We start from the raw sequence: 22396 nt of genomic DNA, 5'->3' as shown, positions 1-22396 counted from the left end.
TGCGCAGACGTCAGGAAGTGTCACCCGGTGGCATTACAACACCGCAATCTGCGACTACAGTTGAAGCACAGGTTCCTCCTTGCTAAGCGCTTAACACCATGAGCTTTTCTCTCAAACATTACCTTCAGGTGCGTACCCGGCTGCTGTTCTCGATTCTGGCCGGGCTGGTCTGTTTTTTTATTCTTCCTGCCCAGCTCGGGCTGTTGCAGCGGCTGTTGATTGGCTGGAACGTGCTGGCGTGGCTGTATCTGTTTTTCCTGTGGTTTCGCATGTTGCGCACCGAAGCGAAGGATATTGCGCACATCGCCAAAACGCAGGATGAGAGCGCTACGCTGGTGCTGAGCATGGTCACCCTCACCTGTCTGGTGAGTATTCTGGCGATCCTGATGGAGCTCGGTACGCTCAAAGATCTGACCGGCACGCCGCGCGTGCTGCACATTTTGCTCACCGCGACCACGCTTATCGCGTCGTGGGCGCTGTTGCCGACCTCTTTCGCCTTGCACTACGCCCATCATCATTATCTGCGCCGCAGCAAAGAGGTGACGCCGATGATTTTCCCGGAGAAGCCCGAACTGCCCGGCTACTGGGATTTTCTCTATTTCTCTTTCACCATTGCCGTGGCCTCACAGACTGCCGACGTGGAGACGGGCACCACCGACATGCGGCAGATTGCCCTGTTACAGTCGGTGATTTCTTTCGTCTTTAATCTGGCGATCCTGGGGCTGTCGATTAACGTGGGCGCGGGGTTGTTAAACTAGCGGAGCAAAGCAATTCACTGCCATCAGGTAAATTTCCGGCAGAGATCACTATAAGCCGGAAAACCGTGCATTCAGACTTCTATACGTCTAAAACTTAGTGTAGGTTTTTACAATATTCTCCTGGTTTGGTTACATTTAAGGAAAGATCTGCTTATGCGCACTTCGTTTGTTGCTCTGACACTCCTTGCCACCACGCTGTTTTCCGCCACCACGCTGGCAGGCACCACGCTGGATCGCGTCACGAAAACCGGTGTGCTGCGCAATGCCATCGTGAATGACTATCCGCCGTTCGGCTTTATTGATGACAACAACCAGCTGGCCGGTTTTGACGTCGATGTGGCAAAAGCCGTGGCACAGCGCATGGGCGTGAAACTTGAGATCATCGCGCCGGGCTGGGAAACCATTGTCGGCGGTAAATGGCAGGGGCGCTGGGATACCTGTATCTGCTCGATGACGCCAAACAGCGAGCGCGCCAAAGTGCTGGATTTCCCGACGCCGTACTACAACTCGCCGGCAGTGTTAGTGGTCAATAAGAAAGACGACCGCATAAAATCGGCAGCCGACCTGAGCAATAAAAAGATTGGTGTCGGCATCGGCTCGACCTACGAAACGTATCTGCAAAAAACGCTGGTGATCCCCGGCAGCAAGCCCATCAACTTCCCGTTTGATAACGTTCATGTCATTCCAAGCGATGAAGAAGTGGCGTTCCAGAATCTGGCGCTCGGGCCGGGTGTGCGCCTTGACGGCGTGGTGTCGGATTTAGCCACCGCTAACGCACGCATCAAACGCGCGCCGATGTTCAAAATCGTCACCGAGCTATATGCGGAACCGAACTGGGTAGCGACCGACAAAGGCGACGCCGAGTGGGATAAGAAAGTGGCGGACACCATCAAATCGCTGCGCGACGATGGCACGCTGGCTAAAATCTCCCAGCACTGGCTGGGTGAAGATATCACCCACGAGGTACCCTGATGCCACAAATCCCGGACAGCCAGCCGAAAGTGGAAACGCCCGAACGCTGGCACCAGGCACACGCGTTTAAATTCAAAACCGGGCTGACGTGGCTGATTTTGCTCAGCCTGCTGCTCGGCACGTTCAGCAAAATGGGGCTGGACTGGAGCCTGATTAGCCAGAAACTGCCGTTCCTGCTCGGCCTGCGCCTGTCGCCGGACGGCTTTATTCAGGGCGCGGCGCTGACCATTATGATCACCGCCTGCTCGATGTTTTTCTGTCTGCTGATTGGCCTTATCACCGCGCTGGGCAGGATGTCCGATAACGCGCTGGCGTTTGGCTGCGCGACGTTTTACGCCTCGCTGTTTCGCGGCACACCGCTGCTGGTGCAGGTACTGATTATCTATCTGGCGTTACCGCAGGTGGGGATTGTGCTCGGCGCACTCAGTTCCGGCATTATCGCGCTGTCGATGAACTACGGCGCGTATCTGGCGGAAACGATCCGCAGCGGCGTGCTCTCGGTGCCGCGCGGTCAGCAGGAAGCCGCACTGGCGCTCGGCGTCTCGCGCTGGACGGTGGCCGTGCACGTTACCGCGCCACAGGCGCTGCGCATCATTATTCCGCCCGCCGGGTCGATGTTTATCTCGATGCTGAAAGATTCCTCGCTGGTGTCGCTGATGGGGCTGTGGGAACTTAACTTTTTGGCGCAGTCCTATGGCCGCAGCACCTACCGGTATATGGAAATGCTGGCCACCGCTGCGGCGATATACTGGATCATGTCGATTGTGTTAGAACTGCTGCAAAGCCGCCTCGAGCGCCGTTTTGCCCAAGGCCATCGCCGCTAATTTCGCCCTTTTTCATCACGGATACGCCATGTCTTTTCCTGAAGATTTTCGTTTAATCAGCTATCTCTCACGCCTCGAACACGCCGTCCGTTTCCCGTTGTCCTCCTCCTATCCCGAATCGATGAGCATCGATACGTTGTTTGAACTGGCGGGGAAAGAGCATCGCGCGGCGTTTATGCAAACCCAGCTGGATTACCCGCCCCTGCGCGGTACGCCGGAACTGCTCGAAGCGATCGCCGCCACGTACCGGCATATCACGCCGCAGCAGGTGATCAGCTTTGCCGGGGCCGATGAAGCGATTTACGCCAGTTTCCAGATGCTGCTGAACGCGGACGATCACGCAGTGGTCATCACACCGAATTATCAGTCGCTGGAAAGCGTACCGATGTCGCGCTGCGAAGTGACCGGCGTGGCGCTGGATGAAAATAACCACTGGGCACTGGATACAGGTCTTGTGCGGGCAGCGTTGCGCGCCAACACCAAAGTGCTGGTGATAAATTTCCCGCACAACCCGACCGGTGCGCTGATAAGCCGCGCGCAACTCGACGAACTGGTCGCAATGTGCCGCGAGCGGGGGATCTGGATTTTCTCTGACGAAGTCTACCGGCTGACCGAATTTGACCCTGCTGACCGGCTGCCGCAGCTCGCTGATATTTATGAACGCGGCATTTCGCTGAACGTGACCTCGAAAGCTTACGGATTGCCGGGGCTGCGTATCGGCTGGGTAGCCTGTCAGGATAAAGCCTGGATGCTGGAGCTGGAGCGCATGAAGCAGTATTTATCGATCTGTAACTCCATGCCCGGTGAGTTCCTGACGGCCCTCGCGCTCAACGCCCGTGCGCCCATTCTCGAACGGGTAATGGAACGTTCCCGCCGTCAGCTGGCGACGCTCACGACGTTTCTGGCGAAATACCCGCACTTGTTTACGCTCAGCGTGCCGAAAGCCGGTGTGCTCGCCTTCCCCCGTTACACCGGCGCAGAAGGGGCGCAAGCGTTCGCCACGCGGCTGGTGGAAGAAGCCGGAGTGATGTTGATCCCTTCCGTGGCCTACGGTTCAGCGCTCAACGCCGTGTCTGAAGATTTCCTGCGCATCGGTTTCGGGCGGGAGAATCTCGACGATGCGCTGGGCGAAATGGGCAAATGGCTGGATAAACAGTAGGGGGAAACGGCTCAGTCCAGCACCTGCTTTTCGGTCAGAAAATCAATGAACACCCGCACTTTTGGCAGCATATGGCGGCTGCTCGGCCACACCACAGAGAATTTGCCGCCCTCTTTCAGATAGGGTGACAACACCGGGATCAGCTCGCCAGAGGCCAGATAAGGCCGCACGATAAATTCCGGCACGTACGCCAGCCCGAGGCCCTGCACCGTCGCCTGTAAAATCGATTCCAGATTGTTGCTGCTCAGCGCCAGCGGCAGCTCCGGCGGCATCGCGCTGGTCATCTCCCATTCCTGCCACTGGCCGTTACCCGGAAACCGGTAGCGCAGGCAGGCGTGCTGATAAAGATCGTCAGGGGTAAGCGGTACTGGATGTTCGGCAAAATAACCGGCAGCGCCGACAATCACAAAACGGAACGGCCCGAGGCGGCGTGACATCATCTGCGAACTGTTCAGTTCCCCGCTGCGGATGGCGATATCAAACCCTTCGTCGATGACATTCACCATCCGGTCGCTGAAATCCAGATCCAGTTCGACCTCCGGGTAGCGCTGACGAAACTCCGGCAGGTGCGGCAACAACATGCGGTAACCGATGGCCGGCGCGGTGATGCGTAACTTGCCGCGCGGCACGGCGGAAATCCGCACCAGCTCCTGCTCAGCGTCTTCCAGTTGCGCGACAATATTCTGGCAGCGCTCGAAAAAAAGCTGGCCTTCATCCGTCAGGCTGATGCGTCGCGTGCTGCGGTTGAACAGCCGCACACTGAGTTTTTCCTCCAGCCGCGCCACACTTTTGCCGACCGCCGACGCCGATATGCCCATGCGCTCCGCCGCCGCCGCAAAACTCTGGCTCTGCGCCGCCCGCACAAAGGCCAGCAGGCCGTTCAGGTTTTCCATTTTCCACTCCCGTCTATTCGAGCGTTTTCGTCCTGAATCATCGGACTTCCAGCCTGTTTCCGCCAGATTGCCGACATTTTATCATCATCGTTATACACCACTTTCTGGAGAAATCATGAATACATCCTCGTCGCATCCGGCTGGCAGCCTCAGGGTGCTGGTAACGGTGTGCATCGCCGCCGTGATCCTGCCGCTCAATTTTGTCAGCGGCGCGGTAGCCACCCCGGCGATTGCCCGCGAACTCGGCGGCAGCGCGCAGGCGCTGAGCTGGATAACCAATTCCTTTATGCTGACCTTTGGCTGTTTTCTGATGGCCGCCGGGGCGCTGGCCGATGAAATTGGCCGTAAAAAAGTGTTCATCAGCGGTGTTTCGCTGTTTGCGCTGCTTTCGTTATTGCAGGCGTTCAGCAACAGTTTGCTGTGGATGGATGTGCTGCGTGGCGCACAAGGCATCGCCGCCGCCGGTGCGCTGGCGGGCGGCGCGGCGGCACTGGCGCAGGAGTTCGACGGCGCGGCGCGCACCCGCGCGTTTAGCCTGATGGGCAGCAGTTTTGGCGTCGGTCTGGCTTTCGGGCCGTTTCTCGCGGGCCTGCTGATTGCTCATTTCGGCTGGCGCGCAGTGTTTTTCTCCGCCACGGTGATTGCGCTGATCGCCCTGCTGAACGGCGCATCAAAAATGCGGGAAACCCGCAATCCGCAGGCGTCCGGCATCGACTGGCCGGGCACCGTCACCTTTACCGCGATGCTGGCGCTGCTCACCTGGGCGCTGATGGCGATCCCGCAATACGGCGTGCAAAGCACACAGGTTGTTGCGCTGCTGGCCGGTGCGGCGCTGTTGCTGGTGTTATTTGTCGGGGTGGAATTGCGGGTCAAACAGCCGATGCTGGATCTCTCACTTTTTCGCTATATACGCTTCATCGGAGTGCAGGCGCTGCCGCTGGCGACCGGTTTCTGTTTTGTGGTGTTGCTGGTGATTTTACCGATGCTGTTCATCGGCGTGAGAGGCCTGAGCGAAGAGCGCGCCGGACTGATGATGATGGCGCTTTCCGTGCCGATGCTGATTGTGCCGTTGCTGGCGGCGTGGCTGACGCGCTGGATTTCAGCCGGCGTGCTGTGCACCGCCGGGCTGGTGATTGCCGCCGCCGGTTTAGGCTGGCTGAGCCAGGCGGTGCTGGCGCAAAACGTCACGGCGATGATCGCCCCGATGCTGCTTATCGGCATCGGCACCGGCCTGCCGTGGGGGCTGATGGATGGACTGTCGGTCAGCGTGGTGCCGAAAGAGCGCGCGGGAATGGCGACCGGTATTTTCAGCACCACACGCGTGGCGGGAGAAGGCATTTCGCTGGCGATCGTCGGGGCGATCCTGGCGGCCATGAGCCACCGCGCGCTGGCGGCACATTTCAGCTCCGGCGAACTCAGTCAGGCGGCGCAGCGGCTGGCGACCGGTAATCTGACAGTGACGCAACAGCTGATCCCTGAAGCCAGCACCGCCCAGCTTCAGCAGCTTTATGCCGCCTCTCTGCATCCGTTACTGCTGTGCCTGATGGCGATCACGCTGTTTTCGGCGCTGGTGGTATTGCTGGCGCTGAAAGGCAATCATCAGGAAAGCGACCAGGTCACCGCCGCCGGTCAGAAAGATCTGTCGCCGTAATCGGCTTCCAGTACCGGCCGCAGCCGGGCATAGGTTTCTTCGATGTCGGCGGGGATGTCGACCTCAGCGATAAAGCCCGCACCGCGCGGGCCATAACCGCCCGGCGCATTGCGCAGACGGGGGATTTCCCCCAGCAGCAGCGACGCGAATCGCGGCAGCGACCACATCCCCTGCTGATGACCGCCGGCAAACCGCAGCCCGTCGCCTGCCCGCTCAAGCTGCGGGATCAGCGTCGGCCAGCTGGTGAAGGTGATGTCCGGCCTGTCGCGCCAGACGTGGCGGAAACTGGCGTCGGTGCGCAGCTGCATCAGCGGATCCTGCGTCAGGGTAATCCGGGTGTGGGTATCGCCCGCGGCTTCCAGCACGCGGCGCGCCTGCACGGCATTGTCGCCGCAATTGGTTGACGCGGTTTCCAGCAATATCTGGTCCGCCGACAGGCCAAAACACTGCACGCCGATGTCATTAAGAATGTCCGCCTCGCTGCGCCCGGCAGTGGAAATGTGCCGGTAACGCGGATGCGCCTGCACCGCCTGACAGAGTAATTGCGTGGAATGGCCGACGCCTCCGGCAATCAGCAAACGTGAAACCCGGCCCTGCGCCAGCGCCTCAAACGCCGCTTCGGCGGTCGGTAAAATCGCGTTACCCAGCAGGATCAGCAACGAAGGGGTTCCCGCTGGCCCTTTTCCCCCGGTCTGATCAAAAGAGAGAAAACGCGCCAGCCGGTTTATATCGTTAATCACAGCGTCAGAAAACATTTGCAGCCTCCGTCGGATAAGGGCAGCCATCATAAACCTATAACACCACTCAAAAAATGGTTAAAAAAACTCACGGTTACGCGGCGTGACGCCCATCATTAAACATAAAAAAAGCCATTAAACCGGAATAAAAAACCATTAATTTTGTTTTCTTAGTCTTTTTATCCTTATTCATCGAAATGGCGTAAAGATCCTCTTAAGGTAAATTTATTAACTTATATTTAACTGTAGCGACGTGGGACACCACGCGCCTGCGGTCAGGGATCCCTTTTGCTTGAGTGTAAAACGCAAATCCCGGCTGAATGACTGATGCTTTTTATTTTTTTATGCTTTTAAATTGACCACCAGAGGATTTCCACATGCAGCCGCAACGCGATTGCATGCATGCACACCAGTGTATAAGCAGTTATTGGGAGTCATCATGGGCGATAAACATTCTTTATTTCCGGCTATTCTGGCCGCGGCAACCTTAGCGCTGTCCGCAGGCGCACAGGCGGCTGGTACTTTAACAGGGCAAGTGGGCGTTCAGTTAACCATCAGTACCGGCTGTACCGTCGGTAATGGCACGGCCACCGGCGGCACCAACCAGTGGGGTACGCTGAACTTTGGTAATTACGCCGATTTGACCAGCGTCATCAACGGTACGGTGTTTGGTGCGGACGGCACCGGCGCGGTCACCATCACCTGCAGCACCGGGCTGACCCCGACGCTGTCACTCAACGGCGGACTGGCGGCAACCGGCGGGCTGCGCACCATGACCTCCAGCGGCAACAGCATTCCTTACCGCCTCTATTCCGATACCGCACGCACCACCGAGATCGCCATCAATACGCCGATCACGCTCGGTACGGGCACCGCTGCACAAAATATCCCGATTTATGGCCGCGTGCTGCCTGCTGACCAGACCAGCACCACACCGGCTGCGGGCACCTATAACGATACCGTTGTTGCCACTCTTTCCTGGTAAGCGTTTTCCATCAGAGTCGGTTGCGCCTCTGACTGGCTTTTGATTCAAGGAAGGAAAGATCATGGACATCAAGGTACTGCTGCTCCTGCCAGCTGCCCTGCTGGTGTCGATGCAGTTGCGCATTCCGTTCAGTCCGGCAGCCACGATAGGCATCAGTGCCACGTTGCTGCCCGCCTGCAGCGCGGGCACCACGACGTCCGGCAGCACCAGCTTTGGTACGCTGAACTTTGGTAATTATGCGTCGCTCACCAGCGCCATCAATGCCACCAGCGCGCAGCTGGCGGGCTCGATCCGCGTGAACTGCGTGAACGGGCTGACCTACAAAATCGTGATGGATGGCGGCAGCAGCGGCGTGGTCACTGCCCGCAGAATGGTCAACACCACCAACAGCGCAGCAACTCTGCAGTACAACCTTTACACCACGGCGGCACGCACGACGGTGTGGGATAACGTCACCGGCGTGAGCGGAACCGGCAACGGCGCGGACCAGTGGAGCACGGTGTATGGCCGCGTTCCGGGGCAAGTCACGCCCGCTGCCGGGGTTTATCAGGATACGGTGAATGTCACCGTATCCTGGTAGAGGTGTTCATGCCTGGCCGTCTGCTGCTGTTGCCGCTGCTGATGCTATGCGGCTCAGCGCTGGCCGCCACGGCCACCACCACCTTTACCGTGACGGCAACGCTGACCAATGGCTGCGTTTTCGGCAGCTCGCTTTCCAGCCCGACCACCAATCTGGGCACCCTCAATTTCGGTTCATTTCCTTCCGTTCCCACCAATGTCGATGTGGTCAGTACGTCGGGCGCAGGCTCCGTTGTGGTGACCTGCACCCCCGGCACCACGGTGGCGATTGGCATGGATTACGGCATCCACGGCGGATCTGCCGCCCGGCGTTATATGGCCAACAGCGGGGCGACAGCAACGCTGGCCTATCAGCTTTATCAGAATGCTGCGCGCACCGTGGTTTGGGGCACCGGCGCGCAGGCAATGACCATCAGCAGCTTTCCCTCCACCACCCAAACGTATCCGGTGTATGGCCGGTTGTTTTCTTTCACGACGTCACCCACTGCGGGAACTTACACCGACACGGTGACCGTGACTCTCACTTATTAATCATCAGGATATGAGCTATGACGACGATATTCTCACGCATGATTGCCACCACGGCCCTGACGGTGGCGCTGTTTTCCGGTACGGCGGTGCACGCCGCCAGTTCGGTGCTCGTCTGGCCGGTGTACCAGATTATTGAATCCGATCAGAACGGATCCGCCCTGTGGCTGGAAAACCGGGGCGCGGAACCGGTGTCGTTGCAGGTGCGCGTGCTGGCCTGGAAGCAGGAGAATTTTAACGAGAAGTATGCCGATCAGAGCAACGTGGTTGCCAGCCCGCCTTTTGCCACCGTGCCGCCGGGCCAGCGCCAGCTGATCCGTTTGATCCGCAACACGCCGGTGCCCGCCAATACCGAGCAGGCGTATCGCATTATCATTGACGAGATCCCTTCTCCGCTGAACAGCGCCGGTGAAGGTCAGGACAAAGCGGTGGTCGGGCTGCAATTGCAGATGCGTTATCTGCTGCCGCTGTTTATGGATGGCGGCGGTTTGTGGACCAACGACCGTGCGGATGTGAAACGCGATGCCTCCACCGCCACGCGCCCTGTCCTCACCTGGCGCACCGTTTCGGAAGGCGGCAAAAACTATCTGCAGGTGCGCAATACCGGCATCGTTCACGCACGTCTGAGCAACGTGTTCTGGTCAGCCAGCGGCAACCAGAAACAGGGTGTAAAAACCATGGTCGGTGGCTTTATGGGGTACGTGTTGCCGGGGCAGCAGATGCGCTGGCCGGTGCCGGCGGGCGTGACGCCGGGGGCGCAGCTGAATGCACAGATTGCCGACAACACCCAACCGATTGTCATTGCGCGCGGCGAATAACAGCAGGAGCCGCAACGCATGCCAATCAGACGTCTTCCCCGTGAAGGTCAGCAGCGACCGCTCTGTTTCCGGGGAAGCCTGTGCCTGATCTGCCTGAGTGCGTTCAGCGCGCAGGCACAGGAATACGGTTCCCTGCCCGATGCCCCGCGGGCGGCACCGGTGGTCACGGACGCCATGTTTTATCTGTCGATTGTGGTCAACGGCCAGACGGATAATCAGGTGGTGCCGGTGACCTATCGCAATAACGCCTATTTCGTCGAAGCCGGGGTGCTGGCAAAAAATCACATCCACATTAACGGCCAGCAGGGGCTGATTAACGTCGGTGAACTGCCGGACGTGAAAGCGAAATACGATTCAGCCAGCCAGCAGCTGGTGTTAACCGTGCCGGATGCCTGGCTGCCCAATCAGACTGTCAGCGGCGATCCGCTGATGAACTACACGCCGTCGCAAAGCAGCACCGGCCTGTTGTTTAACTATGATTCGTACTACACCGATCCGCCCGGCGGCCCGAAATCCGTCGCCACCTGGATGGAACAGCGGTTATTCAGCAGCCTCGGGCTGCTCACCAATACCGGCACTTACCGCTATAACATCGACAGTGCGGGCAACGGCAACACGGGCGGCAGCACCGCGCAGGACGGCTATCTGCGTTACGACACCTTCTGGCGGTTTACCGACGAGAAAAACCTGATCAGCTATCAGGTCGGGGATTTCGTCAGCGATTCCCTGACGTGGAGTAATTCGGCGCGCATGGGCGGTGTGCGGATCAGCCGTAACTTTGGCGTGCGCCCGGATCTGGTGACCTATCCGTTACTGCAATACAGCGGGTCGGCGGCGGTGCCAACCACGGTGGATTTGTTCCTTAATGGCTACAAGGCCAGCAGTAACAACCTGAATTCCGGGCCGTTTACCCTGACTAACGTGCCTTATATCAACGGTGCCGGTGAAGCGACCATTGTGACCACCGACGCAGTCGGGCGTCAGGTGTCCACCAGCGTCCCTTTTTACGTGTCCAACACGCTGCTGCGTAAAAACCTCAGCGATTTCGATTTGTCCCTCGGGGCGGTGCGCAACAATTATGGCGTCACCAACGGCGATTATTCAGATGCGGCCTTCAGCGGTATTTATCGTTACGGGCTGACCAATTACCTGACGCTCTCCGGCCATACCGAAATGGTTCAGGGTTTGACGCTGGGCGGTGCCGGCGCAGATATCGCGGTCGGCACCTGGGGCACGCTGAGCGTTTCCGGCAGCCAGAGTAAAGCCGATCACCCGCCGGTCAGCAGTGATACTCCGCTCAACACGCCGGATAACGATAACAACGGCCAGATGCCGGGCATCCCGAATTCAGGCGGTCAGATCCTCAATCCGACAGGCGAAAGCGTGACGGATAAAAAAGACGGCAGCCAGTACACGCTGGGTTATTCCTACTATTCGACGGTGTTCAGCCTCTCGGCGCTGCGCTCAAAACGCACGGTGGGTTATCAGGACATCACCTCTTACACCAGCGACACGCGCTTAAGCCGTCAGTCGGATCAGGTGACGTTCAGCACCTCGCCGTTCGGCCCGGCCAACGGCACCATGGGCATCGGCTATTACGACGTCGAAGCCTATGACAATTCGCATACCCGTCTGGTGAATTTCTCCTACAGCCGCTCGCTGTGGGGGCAAAGCAGCATGTTTTTATCGCTCAATAAAACGCTGGGCGATAACGGTTACAGCGCGCAGCTGCAATTCATCATTCCGCTTGGCACCAATATCAACATGAACGCTGGCGTGCAGCGTGACAGCGCGGGCAATTATCAGGAGCAGATTGGCGCCAGCAAAGCCACGCCAACCGACGGCGGCCTCGGCTGGAATCTGGCCTACAGCGGCGGCAATAATCCGTATCAGCAGGCCGATGCCACCTGGAAATCCCGCGTCGCGACGATTCAGGGCGGGTTCTACGGCAATCAGGGCGATTACACCAACTGGGCAGATCTGAGCGGATCCGTGGTGTTTATGGCCAATGACTGGTTCCTTTCCGACAAGATCAACGACGCCTTTATCGTGGTCGATACCGATCACTACGCCGGTGTGCCCGTCCTGTTCGAGAATCAGAAAATGGGCGAAACCGATAAAAATGGTCACCTGCTGATCCCGACCGTCAGTTCGTATTATCCGGCCAAAGTGGAAATCGACACCCTGCCGCTGCCCGCCGATGTGGTCGCTAATAACGTCAATGACCGCATCGCAGTGAAACAAGGCAGCGGCGTGGTGGTGAAATTCAACGTCGAGAAAGTGCTGTCGGCGAATATCAGGCTGCACGACGCCGCCGGACAACCGCTGAAGCCCGGCACGCTGGTCACAGAACAGAATACGCAGCAAACCACCGTCACCGGTTACGACGGGCTGGTGTACTTCTCGCACTTACAGGAAAACAACGTGCTGAATATCAGGCAGGAAGACCGTTCGGTATGCCGGATCAGTTTCACTTTAGATCCTAAACGTCACAGCATTGAGCAGGTTGGCCCGCTGGCATGTCCGGGTGGCGCAACGCCAGGAGATAAATCATGAAAATTTTCAGGCCGTGGGTACGTCATGGCGTATTGCTGATGTTGATGCTGGGCGCATCGTGGCAGGTGATGGCGGCCTGTACCACGGCGGCAAGCACCATTACGCTCGGCACACAGAACTCCTTTGCGGTCAGCACTTCTCCGCTGATTACGCAAGGCAGCAGCGGATTGAGCTGTAACGGTCCCTTGCTCAGTATTGGCGGCACCAATATCGTGACGGCAACAATTGGCGCCACGCTACATCCGAGCGGCACGCAGCCACGGCTTTACAGTGCAGCCACCAATCAGTATTTGCCGTACAGCCTGTGCAAGGACGGCAGTTGTGGCACCGTCTATAACCAAGGTGACGTGATTACCTGGAACAGCACCACCGCACTCGGCCTGCTCGGGCTGTTTACCGGCCCGAACAGCACACTGCCGATTTATGTGATGCCAAAAACGTTGTCCAATCTGGCCGCCGGGACGTATACCGACACTGTCCCCATCGCCTGGACGTGGAACATCTGTTCGGTCGCCATCGGGACATTATTGTGCATTGCCGACAGCGGCAACGTGAACGGTACCGTCAACCTGACGCTCAACATCACCAACTTTTGCTATATCGACAGCGCGCCGAACGTGGGTTTTGGCAGCGCCGCCCTGCCTTCCGGGCTGACGACGGTGGTCGCCAATACCCTCAGCGTGCGCTGCACGCTCAACGCCAGCTATTCCGTCAACCTGACCAGCAGCGTTTCGGAGTCCGGCCAGTACCGGCGGATGGCCTCAACGGTCAACGGCACCACCAGTTATTTGCAATATCAGATATTTAAAAGCGACAGCACGGTGTGGAGCGCGTCAACCAACAGCAGCGCGACCGGCTCCGGCACATCACAGTCGTTCCCGTATACCGCGTCGGTGAATCTTGCACAAAGCAATCAGCCCGCGGGCGCGTACAGCGATACGGTGACGGTCACGGTGACTTATTAGGATATTAAGAAAGGGGAAAACAGAACCGGTGCAGCGAGTGTGCACCGGTTTTAACGCCGTTTTTACAGCGCTTTCAGCGTTTTGATGGTGGCATCCACATCAATTTCATCTTCCGTGAACACATAAGTGCTGTTCTGGAAGGTGGTGATGAGCAGCTTTTTCATGGTGCGCATCTCCGCTTTTTTCTCTTCTTCCTGCGGGCGGATACGGTTCATCAGCAGGCCAACAGAAAGCACGGCGTTTTCTTTGTCGATCTTCGCTTCTCCCGGCACTTCTTCATTAAACGCCAGGAAAGATTTGATGCTGGTGATTTTGATGCGCTCACCGGCGATAAAGATGTATTTGCTCTCCGGCTCGACTTTCACCGCAAAGGCAGAAAGGCCTTTGTTGTTGGTGGTCGGCTCGAAGGTGACCACTGCATCTTTTTTAATCAGCTCAGGGTTTGCAACTTTAATCACGTGGAAATAACGGTTATCGCCGTTTTCATCTTTGATAAAACCGAAACCTTTATCTTCAAACCAGGTTGTGATTACGCCGTTCATCGCTTACCGCCTAAGTAATTATTTATTCAACATGTCAGTTTTTGCAGGGCGGCAGTGTAAAGCAGAATGAGAACAAAGTCCTGTGCTTTACAGCCTGATGCCTGCGGAATTACGTCGCTTTACGGAACGTGAGGTTAAACCGGTAGGATCCGGTCAGCGGATGTTCGCCTGCTTTGAGCGGCAACACGCCGTGATAACGCAGCCGCGACGGCCCGCCCCACACCACAATATCGCCATGCAGCAGCGGCACGCGCTGGGTTTTATCGCTGCGCTCCAGGCCGCCAAACTGAAAAACGGCCGGTAAACCCAGCGAGACAGAGACAATCGGCTGGCCGAAATCGTGCTCGTCTTTGTCCTGATGCAGGCTCATTTTCGCCCCCGGCTGATAGCGGTTGATAAGGCACGCGTCCGGGTCAAACCCCGTAAACCCAGCCTGCTCGGCCGCCTTCACCGCAACAGCACGAAACAGTTCCGGCATCGGCGGCCATTGCTGATGACTTTCCGGCGACATGGCCTGATAACGGTAACCGGCTTTATCCGTCACCCAACCGACATCGCCGCAGTTGGTCATCGCCACCGACATCGCGTAACCGCCCGGCGTCGCGCGATACTGAAAAGGCACCAGCCCGGCGATGCGGTCGATCTCGGCCAGCAACGCCACATCCTCTGCCAGCGCCGCACCGCGCAGCACCACCGCGCCGGGGCACAGATCTTCGCGCCAGTTGGGGTGGAAATCGGGGTGATCAAAAAGATCTAAATTCATGTCAGCCTCCGCGTTTGCCTGTCCGTTAAGTATAACGGATGTCGCCAGATCGTCATTTTTGCTGCCAGCGGGCGGTTAAAAAATCGAGAAGCCCCTGCGCTGCCGGGCCGATACGCCGGTTGGGCCGCACACAGTAAACACCGGTTTCACGCCCGGTCCATTGTGGCAATATCTGCACCAGTTCCCCTGCGTCAATGGCCGCTGCCATGGTGACCGCCGAGTGAAAAGCGATGCCGTGTGCATCCATACACAGCCTGCGCGCCGCATCGGCATTATCGACCTTGACCGATCCTTTCGGGGCCAGCGTGCGCTCCTCACCGGCAGAAAATAACCGCCACAGCACCCCATCCTGACTGGCCGAAGAGACGATGCACTCGTGCTGATAAAGATCTTCCGGCACCTCAGGCACGCCACGCTTTTTCAGGTAGGCGGGCGCGGCCACCAGGATCCGCCGGTTCTCCAGCAATTTATGGGCGATCAGCGACGAATCCTTCATACGCCCGATGCGAAATGCCAGCATGATGCCTTCACTCACCAAATCCACGTAGTCATCGGTCAGATGCAGATCCAGTTGCACCTGCGGGTACGCCGCCAGAAACTCACTCAGATAAGGCACCAGATGGGTATGACCGAACGCCACCGGCGCACTGACCACCAGTGCGCCGTAGGGTAACGTCTGTTCGTCACGCACCATGTCAGCTGCCTGAGTGAGTTGCGAAAGTGCCTGATGGCATTCGGCAAAATACCGTTTTCCGCTTTCGGTCAGCGACATCGCCCGCGTGGTGCGGTTGAGTAACGTCGCGCCCAGTTGCCGTTCAAGCGTCTTGATAAAACGGCTGACCGACGACGGCGTAATGCCGAGCGCGTGGGCCGCACGGGCAAAACTATGGTGTTCAACAACCGCAACAAACGTTTGTACCAAGTGCAGCGACGGCGCGTTCATTGATGCTCTCACAGAATGAATGAATGTTATTTCCGGCTATTATCAAGAAAATTCAGCATGATTAGAATGTTTCTTTTTTGAGGAACATTTTATGAAAACCACGTCTGCCAGCGTCTTTCGCGAACTTCATCTGCAAGCAACTCCGCTGAAATTGCCCAACGTCTGGGATGCGGGCAGCGCACGCCAGACAGAGAGTCTGGGTGCCACGGCAATTGCCACCACCAGCGCGGGCGTCGCGTGGTCTTTGGGGTATCGCGACGGCAATCAGTTGCCGGTGGAAGACTATGTCGCCCGCGCGACGTCTATCGCCAGGGTGATTTCAGTGCCGCTTTCTGCGGATATTGAGGGCGGCTACAGCGATATTCCGGCCACGGTGGCGTTAACCGTCTCACGGTTTATGGATACGGGCGTGGTGGGCATCAATATTGAGGACGGCGCAGGCGATCCGCATGCGTTGTGCCGGAAAATCGAAGCCATCAGAGCCGCCAGTGTCCGCTGCGGCGTAGATCTGTATATCAACGTGCGCACCGATGTGTACGCCCGTAACCTGGTTTGCGCCGCGGATAAAGCGGATGAAGTGATGGCGCGGGCGCAGAGTTACAGCAGTGCCGGTGCCGACGGGCTTTTCGTGCTCGGGCTGACGGAGGCAGGGGAAATGCGCGCCATTGCTGAGGGCACAACTCTGCTGCTCAACGTGGCGGTCTGGCCGGGACTGCCGCCGGTCAGCGATCTCGCAGCCCTTGGCGTACGCCGCCTGAGCGCCGGTTCCTGGTTGCCGCAAACCTTATGGGCGCACCATGCGCAGTTAGTCAGCGGATTTTTACAACACGATAAAATGATGCCGATGCTGGAAAATGCCGCGCCTTATTCAGAAATTAATGCGATGTTTTAACGACGCAGACCCCGACTGAACATGAGAGGTAACATGAATTCCACAGCCCGCCCCGACAATGTCATGCCCGAAAATCAGGCAGTTCTGCATATTTTATGCGGGAAAATAGCCTCCGGGAAATCCACCCTGTCCCGCAATCTGGCAAGCCCCCCGGCACGGTGGTGCTGAGTGAAGACACCTGGCTTGCTCATCTGTATCAGGATGAGATGCACACGGTGGCGGATTATCTGCGCTGTGCCGCCAGACTCAGGCAAGCCATTGCGCCTCATGCCATTTCCCTGCTCAAAGCCGGTGTCTCGGTCGTGCTGGATTTCCCGGCCAATACGGTGGCGAACCGCGAGTGGATGATGAGCCTCATCACGGCGTCAGGCGCAGACCACCGCCTGCATTATCTGAACGTGCCGGAAGACGAGTGTAAAGCCCGGCTGCGGGCACGCAATCAGGCCGGAACGCACCCGTTTAGAGTCACTGATGAGCAGTTTGAGCTGATATCCCGTCACTTTGTTGCGCCGCAACCGGAAGAAGGTTTTAACGTAATCATCCACGCTTAGCGCCGCCATTATTCAGCCGGGCGGGGAAGAGGATTATTGTAGGGTTGTATCGTTTCAGCTATGGTTCGAGAAGATTTAAATACCCTATCAGGAGAACATAATGAGTCGGGAAATCAATAAAGACACGCAGTTGTGTATGTCCCTTTCCGGTCGTCCGGGAAATTTCGGTACCCGTTTTCATAACAGCCTGTATCAGGCGTTAGACCTGAACTTCGTCTATAAAGCCTTTTCCACCAAAGACATTGAAGCCGCTGTCAAAGGCGTGCGTGCGCTGGGCATCCGCGGCTGCGCGGTATCGATGCCGTTTAAAGAAGCCTGCATTCCTTTCCTCGATGAACTGGATCCTTCCGCCACCGCCATTCAGTCGGTGAATACCATCGTCAATGATGACGGCTTCCTGCGCGCTTACAACACCGATTACATCGCGGTCGCTAAACTGCTCGACAGCCACAAAGTCCCGCGCGATGCCGTTTTCGCACTGCGCGGCAGCGGTGGCATGGGCAAAGCGGTGGTTGCCGCCATCCGTGATGCCGGTTTCAAAAAGGGCTACATCATTGCCCGCAATGAAGCCAATGGCCGCGCTCTGGCAGAAGAATACGGTTACGAATGGCAGGCAGAAGTCGGCGATTTGGCCGTCGATATGGTGGTGAACGTCACGCCAATCGGCATGGCCGGTGGCCCGGAAGTGGATTCACTGGCCTTCGAACCGGCGGTGATCGACCGCGCCAGCATCGTCTTTGACGTTGTTGCCTTACCGGCAGAAACACCGCTGATCCGTTATGGTCGCGATCACGGTAAGAAAGTGATCACCGGCGCGGAAGTCGCGACATTACAGGCCGTCGAGCAATTCGTCCTGTACACCGGCGTGCGCCCGTCAGATGATCAGATTGAAGCGGCAGCGGTACATGCGCGCAGTTAATCCCGCCTGATGAATACAAAAAGCCTCTCAGACGAGAGGCTTTTTTAATGGCGCGGATCCACCCGGCGATCAACGCACCAGACACGGCCTTTTCGGATCAAACTTCCAGTCCGGCACCAGGAACTGCATGCCCTGCGCATCGTCACGCGCACCGAGGCCCATGCCTTTGTAGAGCTCGTGGGCCTTCATCACCTGATCCATATCCAGCTCAACGCCCAGACCCGGTTGTTCCGGCACCCGCACTTTGCCGCCTTTGATCTGCAACGGCTCTTTGGTCAGGCGCTGATTGCCTTCCTGCCAGATCCAGTGCGTGTCGATGGCCGTGATCTTGCCCGGTGCCGCAGCAGCCACCTGGGTAAACATCGCCAGCGAGATATCAAAGTGATTGTTGGAATGCGAGCCCCAGGTCAGACCCCATTCGTGACACATTTGTGCCACGCGCACTGACCCCTGCATGGTCCAGAAATGCGGATCCGCCAGCGGGATATCCACCGATTTCAGCTGGATGGTATGCCCCATCTGACGCCAGTCGGTAGCGATCATATTCGTCGCCGTCGGCAGGCCGGTCGCCTGACGGAATTCCGCCATCACTTCACGCCCGGAGAAGCCCTGCTCTGCGCCGCACGGATCTTCGGCATACGCCAGCACACCGCGCAGTTGTTTACCGAGCGCGATGGCTTCATTCAGCGACCAGGCACCGTTCGGATCGAGCGTGATCCGCGCCTGCGGGAAGCGTTGCGCCAGCGCCGTCACGGCTTCCGCTTCTTCGCTGCCCGCCAGCACGCCGCCTTTGAGTTTGAAATCATTGAAGCCATATTTTTCGTACGCGGCTTCCGCCAGCCGCACTACCGCTGCGGGTGTCAGCGCTTCTTCGTGGCGCAGGCGATACCAGTCGCAGCTCTCGCCCGGCTGGCTCTGATAGCCCAGCGACGTTTTATTGCGGTCACCGACGTAGAACAGATAACCGAGCATCTCGACTTCATCACGCTGCTGACCGTCGCCGAGCAACGACGCCACGGTCACGCCAAGATGCTTGCCGAGCAGGTCCAGCATCGCTGCTTCAATGGCGGTGACCACGTGGATAGTGGTACGCAAATCAAAAGTCTGTAATCCACGACCGGAGGCATCGCGATCGGCGAATTTCTCCCGCACCGCAGTCATCACGTTTTTGTATTCGCCCAGCGTTTTGCCGATCACCAGCAGCGCGGCATCGTCCAGCGTCTGGCGGATTTTTTCGCCGCCCGGCACTTCACCGACGCCGGTGTTGCCGCTGCTGTCTTTGAGGATCAGGATGTTACGGGTGAAAAACGGCGCGTGCGCACCGCTGAGGTTAAGCAACATGCTGTCGTGCCCGGCCACCGGGATGACCTGCATGGAGACAATTTTAGGTGCAGATGAAGAGGTCATGCTTACTCCTTAGTGAATTCAGATTCCGTTAACCGCGCCCCATTGCCGGGCGCTTACGATCGAATGTCCAGCCGGGGATCAGATACTGCATCGCGGCAGCATCGTTGCGCGCCCCGGTCGGCAGCGTCTTGTGCAACGCGTGAGCGCGATGGATCTGATCCATGTCGACGTCCACGCCCAGCCCCGGTTTTTCCGGCACTTTGATTTTTCCGTTGACGATCTGCAGCGGCTCTTTGGTCAGGCGCTGATTGCCTTCCTGCCAGATCCAGTGCGTATCGATGGCCGTGGGTTTACCCGGTGCAGCAGCACCGACGTGGGTAAACATCGCCAGAGAAATGTCGAAATGATTGTTGGAATGGCAGCCCCAGGTCAGGCCCCAGTCGTCACACAGCTGGGCGACGCGCACCGCACCGTGCATGGTCCAGAAATGCGGATCCGCCAGCGGAATATCCACCGACTGCAACATCACCGCGTGCTGCATCTCGCGCCAGTTGGTGGCGATCATATTGGTGGCGACCGGCAAACCGGTGGCGCGGCGGAACTCCGCCATCACTTCGCGCCCCGAGAAGCCTTGCTCCGCGCCGCACGGATCTTCCGCATAGCTGAGGATCCCGTACAGGTCTTTGCATAAATCAATGGCTTCATCCAGCAGCCACGCCCCGTTGGGATCAACGGTGATACGCGCATCCGGAAAACGTTTTGCCAGCGCTTTTACCGCGTCGATCTCCTGCTCGCCCGGCAGCACGCCGCCTTTGAGTTTGAAATCCTTAAAGCCATAACGATCCTGCGCCGCCTCGGCCAGCCGCACCACCGCCTCGCTGCTCATCGCTTCCTGATGGCGCAGGTGATACCAGTCGTGGCTGCCGCGTTCTCCTTCCTGATACGGCAAATCAGTTTTCTGACGGTCGCCGATGTAGAACAGGTAACCGAGCACCGTCACTTCATCACGCTGTTTGCCCGGCCCGAGGAGTTCGCACACCGGCACGCCGAGAAACTTGCCCATCAGATCAAGCAGGGCCGCTTCCAGCGCGGCAACGGCGTTGACCCGCAGCTCAAACGTCCAGGCACCTTTGCCGAACGAATCAAAATCCGATGACTGATTACCGGTATGAATCTGATGCACCAGGCGGTTCATTCGCGCCACTTCCTGGCCTTTGACCTGGGAAACCGCCTCCATCAGCGTGTTGTAAATCACTTCGCCGCCCGGCGCTTCGCCCACGCCGGTATTCCCGGCGCTGTCTTTGAGGATCACGATATTGCGGGTGAAGTAAACGCCATGTGCGCCACCGATATTCATCAGCATACTGTCGTGCCCTGCCACAGGGATCACCTGCATGTCAGTGATGATCGGCGAGGATTGCGTATTCATCATGTGTCTCCTTTTCTGTGCCGGGGATCAGAACGGGCGTAGCTGGATGCGTTCGATTTTGCCGACGATAAATACATAGCTCACCACCGCCAGCAGTGCGTGGATCCCGACGTAAATCAAGGCGCCGTTGAAGGATCCTGTCGTGCCGATGATGTAACCGATAGCGATTGGCGTCACGATGCCTGAAACGTTGCCGAACATATTGAACAGCCCGCCGCTCAGCCCGCTGATCTCTTTCGGTGCGGTGTCAGCCATTACCGCCCAGCCCAGTGCACCCAGACCTTTGCCGAAGAAGGCGAAGGCCATAATGCCAACCACCATCCATTCGGTATCGACGTAGTTACAGGCAATCATCGACATCGACAGCAGCATGCCAACCACAATCGGCACCTTGCGCGACAGCGTCAGGTTGCGGGTTCTGCGCATCAGCCAGTCGGAAATGATCCCGCCGAGCACTCCGCCGAGGAAACCACAGATCGCCGGAACCGACGCCACCATGCCGGCTTTGAGGATCGACATGCCGCGCGCCTGCACCAGATATACCGGGAACCAGGTGATGAAGAAGTAGGTCAGCGCGTTGATGCAATACTGGCCGATGTAGATGCCAATCATCATGCGTGACTTCATTAATTGCTTAATCTGGAAGAGTTTTTCGCCTTTGACGGCGGCTTTTTTAGTGGTTTTCTGATCCATGTTGATCAGCGCGCCACCGGCTTCCATGTAATCGAGCTCGGCTTGGTTGACGCCCGGATGATCTTTCGGATCGTGGATCACTTTCAGCCAGATAAAACTCAGGATGATCCCAAGGCCACCCATAAAGAAGAACACGTGTGACCAGCCCACTTCATGGGTCAGCCAGCCCATGATTGGCGCGAAAATGACGGTGGCAAAATACTGTGCGGAGTTAAAAATCGAGACGGCAGTGCCGCGTTCCTGCGCCGGAAACCAGGCGGCAACGATGCGGCTGTTGCCCGGAAAAGACGGCGCTTCCGCCAGCCCTACCAGGAAACGTAAAGCGAACAGGGAAACCACAATGCCAAAGCCGCTGAATACATCGACAAAGCCCTGCAGTAAGGTAAATAAAGACCAAATAAAAATACTGTAGAAATAAACTTTCTTGGAACCAAATTTATCCAGCAACCATCCGCCGGGTATTTGCCCAATGACATAGGCCCAGGAAAATGCAGAGAAAATATAGCCCATTCCGACGGAATCCAGGCCAATATCTTTCGCCATTGCCGAACCGGCAATAGATAATGTCGCACGGTCGCCGTAATTAAATGAGGTGACAATAAATAACATCACCACTATCCAGTAGCGCGCATTCGTTCTTTTTTTTACGGCACTGGCTGATGAAACGATTGTTTCCATGGTGTTCTCCGGAATTAATGACAATGCCTCGACCCGAAGGGCAAGCCATTCCTCCGCACGACAGAACTGTAGGGTTCAGAGAGGAAGGAACGTTGCCAGTATAAGAACAACCCGTGACCAACTCATTAGGCAAAATGCCAGGCATCAGCGCATATTTGCATTTATCTTGAGGCGAATGCCCAGCGCCATGCGAGTTGTTTCACAAAAAATGAAA

The 22396-nt window shown here is 57.6% G+C and carries 21 protein-coding genes and 1 pseudogene; 14 read left to right on the top strand and 8 right to left on the bottom strand.

What is annotated here, in order from left to right:
- The first annotated feature begins 98 nt into the window (after positions 1-98).
- The 4 genes from ABSH60_RS13590 to ABSH60_RS13575 all read left to right on the top strand — a co-directional run bounded on the left by ABSH60_RS13590 (position 99) and on the right by ABSH60_RS13575 (position 3713).
- Positions 99-758 carry a DUF1345 domain-containing protein gene (locus ABSH60_RS13590; RefSeq protein ID WP_056774886.1) on the top strand — a complete coding sequence of 220 codons (660 nt, stop codon included), beginning with the start codon at positions 99-101 and terminating at the stop codon, positions 756-758.
- 153 nt (positions 759-911) lie between these two features.
- Positions 912-1730 (top strand): transporter substrate-binding domain-containing protein, encoded by an 819-nt coding sequence (locus tag ABSH60_RS13585; protein ID WP_136376644.1) that lies wholly within the window; start codon positions 912-914, stop codon positions 1728-1730.
- Positions 1730-2554, top strand: coding sequence for an amino acid ABC transporter permease (locus ABSH60_RS13580; RefSeq protein ID WP_056774879.1), 825 nt, complete (start codon positions 1730-1732; stop codon positions 2552-2554). Before ABSH60_RS13585 ends, ABSH60_RS13580 begins: the two co-directional genes overlap by 1 nt.
- Positions 2555-2582: 28 nt before the next feature.
- Positions 2583-3713, top strand: a complete 1131-nt coding sequence (locus ABSH60_RS13575; RefSeq protein WP_390974352.1) for an aminotransferase class I/II-fold pyridoxal phosphate-dependent enzyme — start codon at positions 2583-2585, stop codon at positions 3711-3713.
- Positions 3714-3724: 11 nt separating this feature from the next.
- Here the strand turns inward: ABSH60_RS13575 and ABSH60_RS13570 are convergent, their stop codons facing one another.
- A complete protein-coding gene (locus ABSH60_RS13570; protein WP_122096364.1) occupies positions 3725-4606 on the bottom strand; it encodes a LysR substrate-binding domain-containing protein in 882 nt (293 codons plus the stop codon).
- A 115-nt stretch (positions 4607-4721) separates the two neighbouring features.
- Here ABSH60_RS13570 and ABSH60_RS13565 point away from each other — a divergent pair, with 115 nt between their 5' ends.
- Complete coding sequence (locus tag ABSH60_RS13565) at positions 4722-6257, top strand: MFS transporter (protein WP_390974350.1); 1536 nt, start codon at positions 4722-4724, stop codon at positions 6255-6257.
- Here the strand turns inward: ABSH60_RS13565 and ABSH60_RS13560 are convergent.
- Positions 6236-7012 (bottom strand): ElyC/SanA/YdcF family protein, encoded by a 777-nt coding sequence (locus ABSH60_RS13560; protein ID WP_390974348.1) that lies wholly within the window; start codon positions 7010-7012, stop codon positions 6236-6238. The genes ABSH60_RS13565 and ABSH60_RS13560 overlap by 22 nt on opposite strands.
- A gap of 421 nt (positions 7013-7433) precedes the next feature.
- On the opposite strand from ABSH60_RS13560, the gene ABSH60_RS13555 reads away from it, so the two are divergent.
- The 6 genes from ABSH60_RS13555 to ABSH60_RS13530 all read left to right on the top strand — a co-directional run bounded on the left by ABSH60_RS13555 (position 7434) and on the right by ABSH60_RS13530 (position 13425).
- Entirely contained in the window at positions 7434-7979 is a 546-nt protein-coding gene (locus tag ABSH60_RS13555) for a spore coat U domain-containing protein (RefSeq protein ID WP_056774943.1), read from the top strand.
- A 61-nt stretch (positions 7980-8040) separates the two neighbouring features.
- Entirely contained in the window at positions 8041-8559 is a 519-nt protein-coding gene (locus ABSH60_RS13550) for a spore coat U domain-containing protein (RefSeq protein ID WP_122096330.1), read from the top strand.
- Between the two features lie 8 nt (positions 8560-8567).
- The gene (locus ABSH60_RS13545) at positions 8568-9089 is read left to right on the top strand and encodes a spore coat U domain-containing protein (protein ID WP_056774939.1); all 522 of its coding nucleotides are present in this window, start codon (positions 8568-8570) and stop codon (positions 9087-9089) included.
- A gap of 17 nt (positions 9090-9106) precedes the next feature.
- Positions 9107-9904: a molecular chaperone gene (locus tag ABSH60_RS13540; RefSeq protein WP_136376439.1), complete on the top strand. Its 798-nt coding sequence runs from the start codon at positions 9107-9109 to the stop codon at positions 9902-9904.
- An 18-nt stretch (positions 9905-9922) separates the two neighbouring features.
- Positions 9923-12460, top strand: coding sequence for a fimbria/pilus outer membrane usher protein (locus ABSH60_RS13535; RefSeq protein ID WP_390974345.1), 2538 nt, complete (start codon positions 9923-9925; stop codon positions 12458-12460).
- Positions 12457-13425, top strand: a complete 969-nt coding sequence (locus ABSH60_RS13530) for a spore coat protein U domain-containing protein (RefSeq protein WP_390974343.1) — start codon at positions 12457-12459, stop codon at positions 13423-13425. Before ABSH60_RS13535 ends, ABSH60_RS13530 begins: the two co-directional genes overlap by 4 nt.
- A 62-nt stretch (positions 13426-13487) precedes the next feature.
- Here the strand turns inward: ABSH60_RS13530 and ABSH60_RS13525 are convergent, their stop codons facing one another.
- The 3 genes from ABSH60_RS13525 to ABSH60_RS13515 all read right to left on the bottom strand — a co-directional run bounded on the left by ABSH60_RS13525 (position 13488) and on the right by ABSH60_RS13515 (position 15673).
- Entirely contained in the window at positions 13488-13967 is a 480-nt protein-coding gene (locus ABSH60_RS13525) for a cold shock domain-containing protein (protein WP_056774844.1), read from the bottom strand.
- A gap of 109 nt (positions 13968-14076) precedes the next feature.
- A complete protein-coding gene (gene alkB, locus ABSH60_RS13520; RefSeq protein ID WP_122096326.1) occupies positions 14077-14730 on the bottom strand; it encodes a DNA oxidative demethylase AlkB in 654 nt (217 codons plus the stop codon).
- 52 nt (positions 14731-14782) lie between these two features.
- Entirely contained in the window at positions 14783-15673 is an 891-nt protein-coding gene (locus ABSH60_RS13515) for a LysR family transcriptional regulator (protein WP_217202840.1), read from the bottom strand.
- Between the two features lie 91 nt (positions 15674-15764).
- On the opposite strand from ABSH60_RS13515, the gene ABSH60_RS13510 reads away from it, so the two are divergent.
- From ABSH60_RS13510 to ABSH60_RS13500, 3 genes and pseudogenes are all read left to right on the top strand, one after another.
- The gene (locus ABSH60_RS13510; protein WP_390974340.1) at positions 15765-16565 is read left to right on the top strand and encodes an isocitrate lyase/phosphoenolpyruvate mutase family protein; all 801 of its coding nucleotides are present in this window, start codon (positions 15765-15767) and stop codon (positions 16563-16565) included.
- 63 nt (positions 16566-16628) lie between these two features.
- A pseudogene (locus tag ABSH60_RS13505) lies at positions 16629-17116 on the top strand (AAA family ATPase).
- A gap of 100 nt (positions 17117-17216) precedes the next feature.
- Entirely contained in the window at positions 17217-18035 is an 819-nt protein-coding gene (locus tag ABSH60_RS13500; RefSeq protein ID WP_390974338.1) for a shikimate 5-dehydrogenase, read from the top strand.
- A gap of 69 nt (positions 18036-18104) precedes the next feature.
- On the opposite strand, the gene gudD is transcribed toward ABSH60_RS13500, so the two are convergent.
- From gudD to ABSH60_RS13485, 3 genes are read right to left on the bottom strand one after another with little or no spacing between them, the layout of a single operon-like run.
- A complete protein-coding gene (gudD, locus tag ABSH60_RS13495) occupies positions 18105-19442 on the bottom strand; it encodes a glucarate dehydratase (RefSeq protein WP_390974336.1) in 1338 nt (445 codons plus the stop codon).
- A gap of 28 nt (positions 19443-19470) precedes the next feature.
- On the bottom strand, positions 19471-20814 hold the full coding sequence (locus ABSH60_RS13490; RefSeq protein WP_390974334.1) for an enolase C-terminal domain-like protein: 1344 nt from the start codon (positions 20812-20814) through the stop codon (positions 19471-19473).
- Positions 20815-20838: 24 nt separating this feature from the next.
- Positions 20839-22182: a D-galactonate transporter gene (locus ABSH60_RS13485; protein ID WP_390974332.1), complete on the bottom strand. Its 1344-nt coding sequence runs from the start codon at positions 22180-22182 to the stop codon at positions 20839-20841.
- Between the last annotated feature and the right edge of the window lie 214 nt (positions 22183-22396).

This window comes from Rahnella sp. R3(2024), assembly GCF_042920125.1.
Lineage (GTDB): Bacteria > Pseudomonadota > Gammaproteobacteria > Enterobacterales > Enterobacteriaceae > Rahnella > Rahnella rivi.
This window is presented reverse-complemented; position numbering and strand designations above follow the sequence as displayed.

Coding starts and splice junctions, on each gene's coding strand:
- ABSH60_RS13540 (WP_136376439.1), top strand. CDS start 9,107: ATGACGACGATATTCTCACGCATGATTGCCACCACGGCCCTGACGGTG.
- ABSH60_RS13525 (WP_056774844.1), bottom strand. CDS start 13,967: ATGAACGGCGTAATCACAACCTGGTTTGAAGATAAAGGTTTCGGTTTT.
- gudD (WP_390974336.1), bottom strand. CDS start 19,442: ATGACCTCTTCATCTGCACCTAAAATTGTCTCCATGCAGGTCATCCCG.
- ABSH60_RS13575 (WP_390974352.1), top strand. CDS start 2,583: ATGTCTTTTCCTGAAGATTTTCGTTTAATCAGCTATCTCTCACGCCTC.
- ABSH60_RS13550 (WP_122096330.1), top strand. CDS start 8,041: ATGGACATCAAGGTACTGCTGCTCCTGCCAGCTGCCCTGCTGGTGTCG.
- ABSH60_RS13490 (WP_390974334.1), bottom strand. CDS start 20,814: ATGATGAATACGCAATCCTCGCCGATCATCACTGACATGCAGGTGATC.
- ABSH60_RS13535 (WP_390974345.1), top strand. CDS start 9,923: ATGCCAATCAGACGTCTTCCCCGTGAAGGTCAGCAGCGACCGCTCTGT.
- ABSH60_RS13530 (WP_390974343.1), top strand. CDS start 12,457: ATGAAAATTTTCAGGCCGTGGGTACGTCATGGCGTATTGCTGATGTTG.
- ABSH60_RS13500 (WP_390974338.1), top strand. CDS start 17,217: ATGAGTCGGGAAATCAATAAAGACACGCAGTTGTGTATGTCCCTTTCC.
- ABSH60_RS13585 (WP_136376644.1), top strand. CDS start 912: ATGCGCACTTCGTTTGTTGCTCTGACACTCCTTGCCACCACGCTGTTT.
- ABSH60_RS13510 (WP_390974340.1), top strand. CDS start 15,765: ATGAAAACCACGTCTGCCAGCGTCTTTCGCGAACTTCATCTGCAAGCA.
- ABSH60_RS13485 (WP_390974332.1), bottom strand. CDS start 22,182: ATGGAAACAATCGTTTCATCAGCCAGTGCCGTAAAAAAAAGAACGAAT.
- ABSH60_RS13545 (WP_056774939.1), top strand. CDS start 8,568: ATGCCTGGCCGTCTGCTGCTGTTGCCGCTGCTGATGCTATGCGGCTCA.
- ABSH60_RS13560 (WP_390974348.1), bottom strand. CDS start 7,012: ATGTTTTCTGACGCTGTGATTAACGATATAAACCGGCTGGCGCGTTTT.
- ABSH60_RS13570 (WP_122096364.1), bottom strand. CDS start 4,606: ATGGAAAACCTGAACGGCCTGCTGGCCTTTGTGCGGGCGGCGCAGAGC.
- alkB (WP_122096326.1), bottom strand. CDS start 14,730: ATGAATTTAGATCTTTTTGATCACCCCGATTTCCACCCCAACTGGCGC.
- ABSH60_RS13515 (WP_217202840.1), bottom strand. CDS start 15,673: ATGAACGCGCCGTCGCTGCACTTGGTACAAACGTTTGTTGCGGTTGTT.
- ABSH60_RS13580 (WP_056774879.1), top strand. CDS start 1,730: ATGCCACAAATCCCGGACAGCCAGCCGAAAGTGGAAACGCCCGAACGC.
- ABSH60_RS13565 (WP_390974350.1), top strand. CDS start 4,722: ATGAATACATCCTCGTCGCATCCGGCTGGCAGCCTCAGGGTGCTGGTA.
- ABSH60_RS13590 (WP_056774886.1), top strand. CDS start 99: ATGAGCTTTTCTCTCAAACATTACCTTCAGGTGCGTACCCGGCTGCTG.
- ABSH60_RS13555 (WP_056774943.1), top strand. CDS start 7,434: ATGGGCGATAAACATTCTTTATTTCCGGCTATTCTGGCCGCGGCAACC.